The sequence below is a fragment of the Hydrogenophaga palleronii NBRC 102513 genome (assembly GCF_001571225.1).
Classification (GTDB): Bacteria; Pseudomonadota; Gammaproteobacteria; order Burkholderiales; family Burkholderiaceae_C; genus Hydrogenophaga; species Hydrogenophaga palleronii.
Genome location: NZ_BCTJ01000068.1, coordinates 1 through 9,197 on the forward strand (window position 1 = coordinate 1; position 9,197 = coordinate 9,197).

The window sequence follows — 9,197 nt, forward strand, 5'->3', positions numbered from 1 at the left end:
GGGGGGGGGGGCTATCTATGCGAACACGTCCAGCGGCCGGCTGCCGTCGGCGCGCGGTGGCACCACGGCCGGGCGGCTGCTCAGCGTTTCGGTGGCGCCGCTGCTGCGGCCCACGCCCTCGGTGCGCCCCACGCCATTGCCGGCTGCACGGCCGTGCGTGGCAGCGTCGCCGCTGCCCTGGCCGCTCTGGCCGCCCACCGAGACGCTGCCGAGCTGGATGCCGCTGCGCTGCATCAGGTCGGACAGGGAGGCGCCGGCGTTCTCGCGCAGGCTGGCGCGGGCTTCGGCGTTGTCGGTCTGGAAGGCCACCTGCACCTCCTGGCCCTTGACCGAGAGCTGGATGTCGATGGCGTTGTCGGCACCACCTTCACCACCCACGCGCAGGCTGGCGTGGCGCAGGTGCTGGGTGCCCCAGTGGCTGATGGTGTGCGCCTCGGTGTCGGCGGCGCTGGCGTCGGCCGCGTGGCCGGTGTCGGTGCTGCTGGCCTCGGTCTGGCTGTCCTGGCGGCTGTCGCTGCTGCCGCTGCCGCTGCCGCTGTCACCGGCCGCCGCGGCGCCGGCCACGGTGGTGCCGGGGGTGGCCGTGCTGCCGCCCAGTGCAGATGCCGGGCCGGCGCCGAATTCGCGCAGGGCCGGTGCGGTGCCGTTGTCGTTGGGGTTGCCGCCGGCGGAGAGCCCGAAGCGCTCGTCCAGCGCCACCGTGCTGCGCACCGTCTGGCTGGCGGCGAGGTTCTGCTGCAGGGCATCGGTGCCGGCCGGGGCGCCGCGCTGCCAGAGCAGGTTGGTGGGGGCCGCGGCGGCACCGCTGGCCGTGGCGGCGGTGCTGGCGTCGGCCGCGCGCGCCGTGGCCGCCCCCTGGCCGGGGTTCAAGGGGCTGAAGGCCGGGCGCGAGGCGTTCGCGGCACGTGCCAGCGCGGCGGCGGTGGCCGCGGGTGCAGGTTCGTCCACGCGCGTCATGCCGCTGATGTCCACGCCGCTGTCTTTCAAGGCCTTGTCGATGCCGGTGGTGTGGCTGTCGGCGCCGGTTGCCGCGCCTTTGGTGTCGGCACTGCGGTCTTTCCCGTTGCCGGTGGCGCCGGGTTGGGTCCAGGCGAGCAGGGCGGCCAGCGGGTTGTCGGTGGTGCCATTGGCCGCGCTGCCGTCAGCGTCGAGCGTGGCATCGGTCTGCAGGGGCGCGGCCGTGGGCGTCTGGCTGTCGCTCCACAGGCCCAGCAGGCTGGCGAACAGGTCGGTCTCGGCCGGTTTGTCGCCCTGGGCGCGGGCGCCTTCCTGGCGTGCCGGCTTGTTCGCCGGTTCGACGGGCTTGGGGGCGGTGCTGGCAGAAGAGGTGGTGGTGCTCATGGCGTCGCTCGTGGGTTCAGGTACGGGCCTGGGCTTGCGCCAGGGACTGGCGCAGGTGGATGGACAGGGCCATCTCGTCGGTGTTCTTCTGGTCCTGGCGTTGTGCCTTGTGCAGGATGGCCTGCTGCTTGCGCTCGGTGAACTTGCGCAGGCCGGCCAGGTCGCGCTCGGCGAGGTGCACCTGCTCCTGCGCGCTGTCGATCAGGCGCGTGCGGTCGGTCAGCACGCCGCGCTGGAACTCCAGCGCGTGGTGGATCTTGTGCATGAACTCGCGGTGGTGCATGAGCAGGGTGGCGTCCACGCCGACCGCGCTGCGTGCGGCCCAGCGCGCCTCGGCTTCCTGCGCGTAGGACTGCAGCTGGTCCATCTGGTCCTGCGCCACCTGCAGCTCACGCTGCTGCTGCGCCATCGCGCCCAGCGCTTCGTCGCGCCGCTTCTCGGCCAGCTCCACCACCTTGTTCAGCGTCTGTATCTGTGTCATGTCGGTTCAGTCCAGCGAAACGCAACGAGAGAAATCCAGCCTTCCAGACACACCGCGCAACCGGCTTCGCCGGGCCGCTGGTGTGGCCCCTGCAGGGGAGTGACGCCGCGGGCGGCGCGGGCGGTGTTCATTGCTCATACGGGTTGTGCTGCGGTCGAGCCGTGCGGCCGGCGGCAGCGCCCTGGCCCTTGTCTTCGTTCAGCGCGGCCTGCATCTGCTGCAGGCTGTCGCCCAGCGTGGCGGCTTCGTGCATGTCCTGCATCAGGAAACGTTGCAGCGCGGGGTAGAGCACGATGGCGCGGTCGGTCTCGGGGTCGCTGCCGGCCACGTAGGCGCCGAGCTGGATCAGGTCGCGGCTCTTCTGGTACCGCGAGTACAGGCCACGGAACTTGCGCGCCAGCTCCAGGTGCACCGCACCGGCGACGTTGTGCATCACGCGCGAGGCCGAGGCCTCGACGTCAATGGCCGGGAAGTGGCCTGACTCGGCCAGTGCGCGCGAGAGCACGATGTGGCCATCGAGGATGGCGCGCGCCGCGTCGGCAATCGGGTCCTGCTGGTCATCGCCTTCGGACAACACGGTGTAGAAGGCGGTGATCGAGCCCTTGCCGTTCAGGCCGTTGCCACTGCGCTCCACCAGCTGCGGCAGCTTGGCGAAACACGATGGCGGGTAACCCTTGGTGGCGGGTGGCTCACCGATGGCGAGTGCGATCTCGCGTTGCGCCATGGCGTAGCGGGTGAGCGAGTCCATCAGCAGCAGCACGTCCAGGCCGTCGTCGCGGAAACGTTCGGCGATCGCGGTGGCGTAGGCCGCGCCCTGCATGCGCACCAGCGGCGGCGCGTCGGCCGGCGCCGCCACCACCACCGAACGCTGGCGGCCTTCGGCACCGAGGATGTCTTCGATGAATTCCTTCACCTCGCGGCCGCGTTCACCGATCAGGCCGACCACGATCACGTCCGCTTTGGTGTAGCGCGCCATCATGCCGAGCAGCACGCTCTTGCCGACGCCGGAGCCGGCGAACAGGCCGATGCGCTGACCACGGCCGACGGTGAGCAGGGCGTTGATCGCGCGCACGCCGGTGTCCAGCGGGGTGCGCACCGGGTCGCGGTCCATGGCGTTGAGCGGGGCGCGGTCCATCGGTTCGATGTCCACGTCCACCACCGGGCCCTGGTGGTCCAGCGGGTTGCCGTGCGAATCGACCACGCGCCCGAGCAAGCCGCGGCCCAGCGGCAGGCGCAGCGTGCCGCGGTCGTCGGGCGAAGGCGGCTTGTTGGCATGGCCCACGCGCGGCACCGTGCGGTAGGGCGCCAGCGGCGTGACGCTGGCACCGCTGGACAGGCCATGTGTGTCGCCCGCGGGCATGAGGAAGGCGCGGTCGTTGGAGAAGCCCACCACCTCGGCCAGCACCGGCTCCTTGTGGCCGTTGCCGATCAGGCACTGCGAACCCACCGGCACCTTCAGGCCCACGGCCTCCAGCACCAGGCCGGCCAGGCGCGTCAGCGTGCCACGCACTTCCAGCGGCGTCTTCACCGAAGCGCTGACACGCACGTCGTCCATGAAGTTGCCCCAGCGGCTTTCGCTGCCCAAGGTGCTGTCGTTCATGCAAAGGCCCTCACGCGAGAGATCACGGTTTCCAGCAGACGCCGTGGAACCGGCTTTGCCGGGCCACAGGCGTCGCCCCCTTGAGGGGGTCGCGCGAAGCGCGGCGGGGGTGTTTCACGCTCAAACATCGGCGTTGCCCGGGTTCCAGGCCACGTCCAGGCCGAGGTTGCCCACGGCGCGTGTCCAGCGTTTTTCTATCGTCGCGTCCACCGCCATGGTGGCCGACTCGATCAGGCAGCCGCCGGGGCTCACGTTGGCATCGGCGACGAATTCGGGCGCGGGCTGCGCCAGGTTTTCCAGCAGCGCACCCTGCATCAGCGCGAGGTCGCCCGGGTTCATGCGCACGGTGGCGGGCAGGCCGTCTTCGGCCAGTTGGGACAGGGCCTCGCGGATCACCGGCTGGAGGTGGGCCGGGTCGCTGCGCAGCTCCTGGCGCACCACCTGGCGGGCCAGGTCGCAGGCCAGCTCCAGGATGTGGCGCGAGATCTGCGCTTCGCTCTTCTTCAGGTGGTCGCGCATGTTGTGCAGCAGCTGCGCCATGCGCACCGCGGTCTCTTCGGCGGTCTTGCGCACCGTGGCTTCCAGTGCGTCGCGCACCTCCTGGCCACCGGCTTCATGGCCGCGCGCAAAACCCTCGTCGTAAGCCTGCTGGCGCGCTTCCTGCAGCGCCTCGGACGTCACGCCCTCGCCATCGGCGGGCGTGGCACCGCCCGCGCTGTGGTTCTTGCCGAGATGGTCTTCGCTGCCATCCACGGCCGAGAAATGCCAGGCCGCAATGCCCTCGATTTCCTCACGCGGGATGAAGCGGGAATGGATGCTGGGTTTGGACGATGCCATGTTCAAACACCCCGTGGTTCAACAGATCGGAGCGGGAAGCGCAACGCATGGCGCAGCCCTTCCAGGGGCATCAAGGGTCCGGCTTTGCCGGCCCGAGATGCCGTTCCCCCTCGAAGCGCCAACGGCGCGCCACGGAGGGGGGAAGCCGCGCAGCGGCGCAGGGGGGTGTTCATACGAAAGCCTCTTCTTCGCCACCGCCCATGATCACGATCTGGCCTTCGTCCGAGAGGCGGCGCACGACCTTGAGAATTTCCTTCTGCTGCGCTTCCACTTCCGACAGGCGCACCGGGCCACGCGATTCGAGGTCTTCGCGCAGCGCTTCCGCGGCGCGGCTGGACATGTTGGAGAGCACCAGCTCGCGCAGCTCGGTGGTGGCGCCCTTGAGCGCGATGATCAGCGAATCGGTCGCCACTTCCTTGAGCACCATCTGCACCGACTTGCCGTCGAGCTTGAGCAGGTCCTCGAAGGTGAACATCTTGTCCATGATCTTCTGCGCCAGGTCGGCGTCGAACGCGCGGATCGCCTCGATCACCGAGGACTCGATCTGCGTGCCCATCATGTTGATGATCTCGGCCGCGGTCTTCACGCCGCCCATGGAGGTCTTGCGGATCTTGTCGCCGCCGGCCAGCACCTTGAACAGCACCTCGTTGAGGTCTTTCAGGGCGGTCGGCTGGATGCCTTCGAGCGTGGCGATGCGCAGCATCACCTCGTTGCGGGTGCGTTCGCTGAAGCTCTTGAGCACGCCGGCGGTCTGGTCGGATTCCAGGTGCACCAGGATGGCGGCCACGATCTGCGGGTGTTCGTTGCGCAGCAGTTCGGCGATGGAGGCGGGGTCCATCCACTTCAGGCTTTCGATGCCGGAGACGTCACCACCCTGCAGGATGCGGTCGATCAGCAACGACGCCTTGTCGTCGCCCAGCGCGCGCTTGAGCACGGCGCGCACGTAGTTGTCGGTGTCGGACACCAGCAGGCTCTGCGACGACGCGGCGTCGGTGAAACGCTGCATCACCTGGTCCACACGTTCGTGCGAGACCGAGCGCGTCCTGGCGATGGTCTCGCCCAGCTTCTGCACCTCCTTCGGGCTGAGGTGCTTGAACACCTCGGCCGCTTCCTCTTCGCCCAGCGACATGAGAAAGATGGCGGCGTCCTGAACTCCCTGGTCTTCCATGATCAATATTCCTTGTGGTGCTCGACCAGAAGCGCGGAGCGGAGCGAAGTGTCTTCAACCAGGGGCAGCGAGGGTCCGGCTACGCCGGCCCCAGTTGCCGTCCCCCTCCCGCCGCAGGCGAGAGAGGGGGAAGCCGCGCAGCGGCGCAGGGGGTGGTGCCGGCTCATGCCGGCGCCTCCCCATTCACCCAGCCCTTGACGATGTTCGCCACCGCCATCGGGTTCTCCAGCGCCAGGCGCTTGGCGTCGGACAGGCGCTGGGTCTCGGGGGTGATCTCGTTGCTGGCGCCGGGCATCGGCAGGCCGGGGCGTTCGGGCGATTCGTTGAGCACCGCGTTGAGCGGCTGCACGGCGGTGGTGTCCAGGCGGCGTGCGGGCGGTGCCTTCATGAGCTTGAGGCCGGGGCGCACCATGCCCATCAGCACCAGCAGGCCCAGGCCCACCATGCCGATCGGCCAGGCCATGCTGCGCAGCAGGTCCTGGTTGTCGGACTGGGTCCACCAGGCGGCTTCGCTGGTTTCGGGAACCCGCTCCACGTTGAAGGCGGCGTTGACCAGGTTCACCGAGTCACCACGTTCGCTGTTGAAGCCAATGGTCTCGCGCACCAGGGCGGTCATTTGCTCCAGCTGCTGCGGCGGAATCGGGGCGCTGCTTTCCTTGCCGGCCTTGTCCACCGTGGTCCGGTGGTTGATGACCACCGCGGCACTCAGGCGCTTGACCTGGCCGCTGGACTCGCGCACCACCTTCACGGTTTTGTCGACCTCGTAGTTCACCACCGACTCGCGGCGGCCACCACCCGCGGCGCCATTGGCACCCGCGGGCAACTGGCTGCTGGCGACACCCACCGGGGCGGCCGCGCCGTTGATGGGCGCGGTGCCTGTGGCCGGCGGCTGGTTGCTCACCGCACCGGGCACGCCCGAGGCCGGTGCGCCGCCGGCGCCCGTTGCGCCGCCGTCGGTGACGGTCTGCTGGCTGCGCACGGTGGCCGAAGCGTCCGGGCCCTGGTTCGGGCGGTGCTGTTCGCTGGTGGATTCGACCTGCGAGAAATCGACCTCGGCGCTGACCTGGGCGCGCACGTTGTTGCGGCCCACCAGCGGCTCCAGCATCTCCATGATGCGGCGGGTGTAGAGCTGTTCGAGCTGCTGCTGGTACTGCAGCTTCTGGGTGTCCACGCCCTGGGCCTGGCCATCGGGCGGGCTGGAGAGCAGGTTGCCGGCGTCGTCCACGATGCTGACCGCCTTGGGGTTCATCTCGGGCACGCTGGAGGCCACCAGGTGCACGATGCCGGCGACCTGCGCGCGGTCCAGCGTGCGGCCCGGGTGCAGGGTCAGCAGCACCGAGGCGCTGGGCTTTTGCTGCTCGCGGAAGAAACCGTTCTGGTTCGGCAGCGCCAGGTGGATGCGCGCGCTCTGCACCGAAGACAGCGACTGGATGGAGCGGGTGAGCTCACCCTCCAGGCCGCGCTGGAAGGTCAGGCGTTCCTGGAACTGGGTCATGCCGAAGCGGTTGGCTTCCATCATCTCGAAGCCGCCGACCGTGCCCTTGGGCAGGCCTTGCGAGGCCAGGCGCAGGCGCGTGTCGTGCACCTTGTCGGCCGGCACCATGATGGCCTGGCCGCCCTCGGCGTGTTTGTAGGGCACGTTCATCTGCGACAGCTGGGCGACGATGGCGCCACCGTCCTTGTCGCCCAGGTTGGCGTACAGCACACGCCATTCGGGCTGGCGGCCCATGAAGAAGAAGGCCAGGGCGATGGCCAGCAGCGCCAGCGCGCCCACGCCGAGCTTGAGTTTTTGCGACTGGTCCATGCGCGCAAAACCGTCGCCGAACGCGCTGCGCGGGCCCGGCGGCGGTGTCGTGACATCCAGTTCGGCAACGGCGGTGGTGCTCATGGCATTCGGGCTTCGGGGTAAGGGATCGGTGGCAGAGGGCGTGACAACACCCTGTTGCGGTCGATTATTCGGTCCCGGTGCCGGTGCCAGTGCCATGAAAAGGCGGTGCTTTGTGCCCTTATTCCCCGCCCGTGCCGGCGGCCCGCCCCCTAGCATCAGGGCGTCATATCTTCTTGTCGAAGGAGTCCGCCATGGACATGCGCATTTCCGCCCTCAGCAGCCAGGCCCTGACCGGCATCGGCCAGTCCGCCCTCAAGCGCCCCGGCGCCGCCGGCGGCGTGGAAGCCGGCTTTGGCGCCAACTTCAAGGCGGCGCTCAAGGAAGTGAGCGCTTCGCAGGAGGCCGCTTCCAACCTGCAGACCCAGGTGCAACTGGGCAATCCCAAGGTGAGCCTGGAAGAAACCATGCTCGCGATGCAGAAGTCCCAGGTCGGCTTCCAGGCCACGCTGCATGTGCGCAACCGCATGGTGCAGGCTTACTCGGACATCATGAACATGAGTGTCTAGAGGATCCCCCCTGCGCCGCTGCGCGGCTTCCCCCCTTGAAAGGGGGGACGGTGCTGGCGGCCCGGCGAAGCCGGTTCCGCGGCACCTCTGGATTCGCTCCCCCTCGGTTCCTCTGCTTCTGCTCTTCGGTCCTCTCTTTCGCTGGTCAGTGCATTTGCCTGCCCGGCGTTTTCGCTTTTCCGATTCGTTCTGACCCCTGGCCGGAGCGCGTGCCCCTGTCCAGGATGTCGCGGGACTGGCTTTGCCAGACCGCAGACATCGCCCCTGGGGGGTGACGGCCGCAGGCCGGCGCGGGGGGGTCAATGCATCGACGCGGGGCTGTTCTTGTCGATCAGCTGTGCCAGGTCGTTGAGCCAGGGCTCGGCCAGGCAGCGGATCTCGGCGTCGGTGCGCAGAATGCGCTGCATGATGCGCGTCTTTTCCTTGCGTTCGTCCGGGCCCAGGTCATGGTTCCTGGATTTGTGGCGCAGCTGGGCGATCAGCACGGCGCAAGCGCCTTCCAGCCGCACCACCTGGTCCCAGTTTTCGGTCTGGGCGGCCTCCAGCATCTGTCGGCTGGTGTTTTCGATGGCTTTGTAATAGTCCAAGAGACCGTGCTCCATGTCAGGCTCCCTGCAGGGCACCGGCGCGAATCTGTTTCCAGGAATCGGCCAGCGGTTCGATAAGGTTCAGCACTTCGTGCACGGGCTCGACGTCGTTGCGCAGATTGGCCAGCGTCAGGCGTTGCACGCTGTACTCGTAAAGGCCTTTCAGGTTGGCGGCGAGCTCGCCACCTTCCTTCAGGTTCAGGCCGGCCTTGAGGCCTTCTTCAACGATGCGGATGGCCTTGCCGATGGCCGCGCCCTTGCTGGCCACGTCCTGGCGTTCCATCGCGCCGCGCGCCAGGTTCAGGCTCTGGATCAACGCGTCGAACAACAGGCCGACCAGCTGGTGCGGGTCGGCGGTCTGCACGCGGGTGTCGACGGCGACACGGGTGTAGGCAGAAGCAGCGCGGGTGGTGACAGAGGTGAACATGGCTTGGTTTCCTGAGTGCTGATACCTTTCTGTATCGGCACCCAACGGGCGGACTGTAGGCATGAGCGGTGGCATTTGGGCGGAGAAGTCCATGCTTTACATCCTTTAGTTCCTGCGTTTACCGGGTACGTACGGCGAACGCGACCGCACGCAAATGGGGCCGGCGGCGGGGCACCGCATGCAGGCCCCGTGGCCTGTCATTTCGGTGCAGCCGCTGGAATCTTGAGCCCCCGGCCGTCGCCGCCGGGCGTTCGCCGGCCGGCCCATGAAAAAAGGGCGGTTGCACGGTCTGGCCGCGCAACCGCCCTTCAGGGCGAAGCCGTTGGTGTGATCAGCGCAGCAGCGAGAGCACGCCTTGTTGA

Annotated in this window: 9 protein-coding genes; 1 reads left to right on the forward strand and 8 read right to left on the reverse strand. The window is 68.5% G+C overall.

The genetic code is table 11. From position 1 onward, the window contains the following. Positions 1 to 15: 15 nt before the first annotated feature. The 6 genes from HPA01S_RS21855 to fliF form a co-directional block, all read right to left on the reverse strand. Complete coding sequence (locus HPA01S_RS21855; protein WP_066273528.1) at positions 16 to 1,341, reverse strand: flagellar hook-length control protein FliK; 1,326 nt, start codon at positions 1,339 to 1,341, stop codon at positions 16 to 18. A gap of 16 nt (positions 1,342 to 1,357) precedes the next feature. Beyond that, positions 1,358 to 1,822 carry a flagellar export protein FliJ gene (gene fliJ, locus HPA01S_RS21860; RefSeq protein ID WP_066273529.1) on the reverse strand — a complete coding sequence of 155 codons (465 nt, stop codon included), beginning with the start codon at positions 1,820 to 1,822 and terminating at the stop codon, positions 1,358 to 1,360. 127 nt (positions 1,823 to 1,949) lie between these two features. Continuing rightward, positions 1,950 to 3,422 (reverse strand): flagellar protein export ATPase FliI, encoded by a 1,473-nt coding sequence (gene fliI / locus HPA01S_RS21865; RefSeq protein WP_066273530.1) that lies wholly within the window; start codon positions 3,420 to 3,422, stop codon positions 1,950 to 1,952. 120 nt (positions 3,423 to 3,542) lie between these two features. Beyond that, entirely contained in the window at positions 3,543 to 4,259 is a 717-nt protein-coding gene (locus HPA01S_RS21870; RefSeq protein WP_066273531.1) for a FliH/SctL family protein, read from the reverse strand. A 169-nt stretch (positions 4,260 to 4,428) separates the two neighbouring features. Further along, positions 4,429 to 5,427 (reverse strand): flagellar motor switch protein FliG, encoded by a 999-nt coding sequence (fliG, locus tag HPA01S_RS21875; protein ID WP_066273533.1) that lies wholly within the window; start codon positions 5,425 to 5,427, stop codon positions 4,429 to 4,431. Positions 5,428 to 5,590: 163 nt separating this feature from the next. Further along, positions 5,591 to 7,315 carry a flagellar basal-body MS-ring/collar protein FliF gene (gene fliF / locus HPA01S_RS21880; RefSeq protein WP_066273534.1) on the reverse strand — a complete coding sequence of 575 codons (1,725 nt, stop codon included), beginning with the start codon at positions 7,313 to 7,315 and terminating at the stop codon, positions 5,591 to 5,593. Positions 7,316 to 7,506: 191 nt separating this feature from the next. Here fliF and fliE point away from each other — a divergent pair, with 191 nt between their 5' ends. Next, on the forward strand, positions 7,507 to 7,821 hold the full coding sequence (gene fliE / locus HPA01S_RS21885; protein WP_066273536.1) for a flagellar hook-basal body complex protein FliE: 315 nt from the start codon (positions 7,507 to 7,509) through the stop codon (positions 7,819 to 7,821). A gap of 299 nt (positions 7,822 to 8,120) precedes the next feature. Here fliE and HPA01S_RS21890 read toward each other — a convergent pair whose 3' ends face one another. Together HPA01S_RS21890 and fliS are read right to left on the reverse strand one after the other, a co-directional pair. Then, positions 8,121 to 8,423: a flagellar protein FliT gene (locus HPA01S_RS21890; RefSeq protein WP_066273537.1), complete on the reverse strand. Its 303-nt coding sequence runs from the start codon at positions 8,421 to 8,423 to the stop codon at positions 8,121 to 8,123. 1 nt (position 8,424) lies between these two features. Further along, positions 8,425 to 8,835, reverse strand: a complete 411-nt coding sequence (gene fliS / locus HPA01S_RS21895; protein WP_066273538.1) for a flagellar export chaperone FliS — start codon at positions 8,833 to 8,835, stop codon at positions 8,425 to 8,427. Between the last annotated feature and the right edge of the window lie 362 nt (positions 8,836 to 9,197).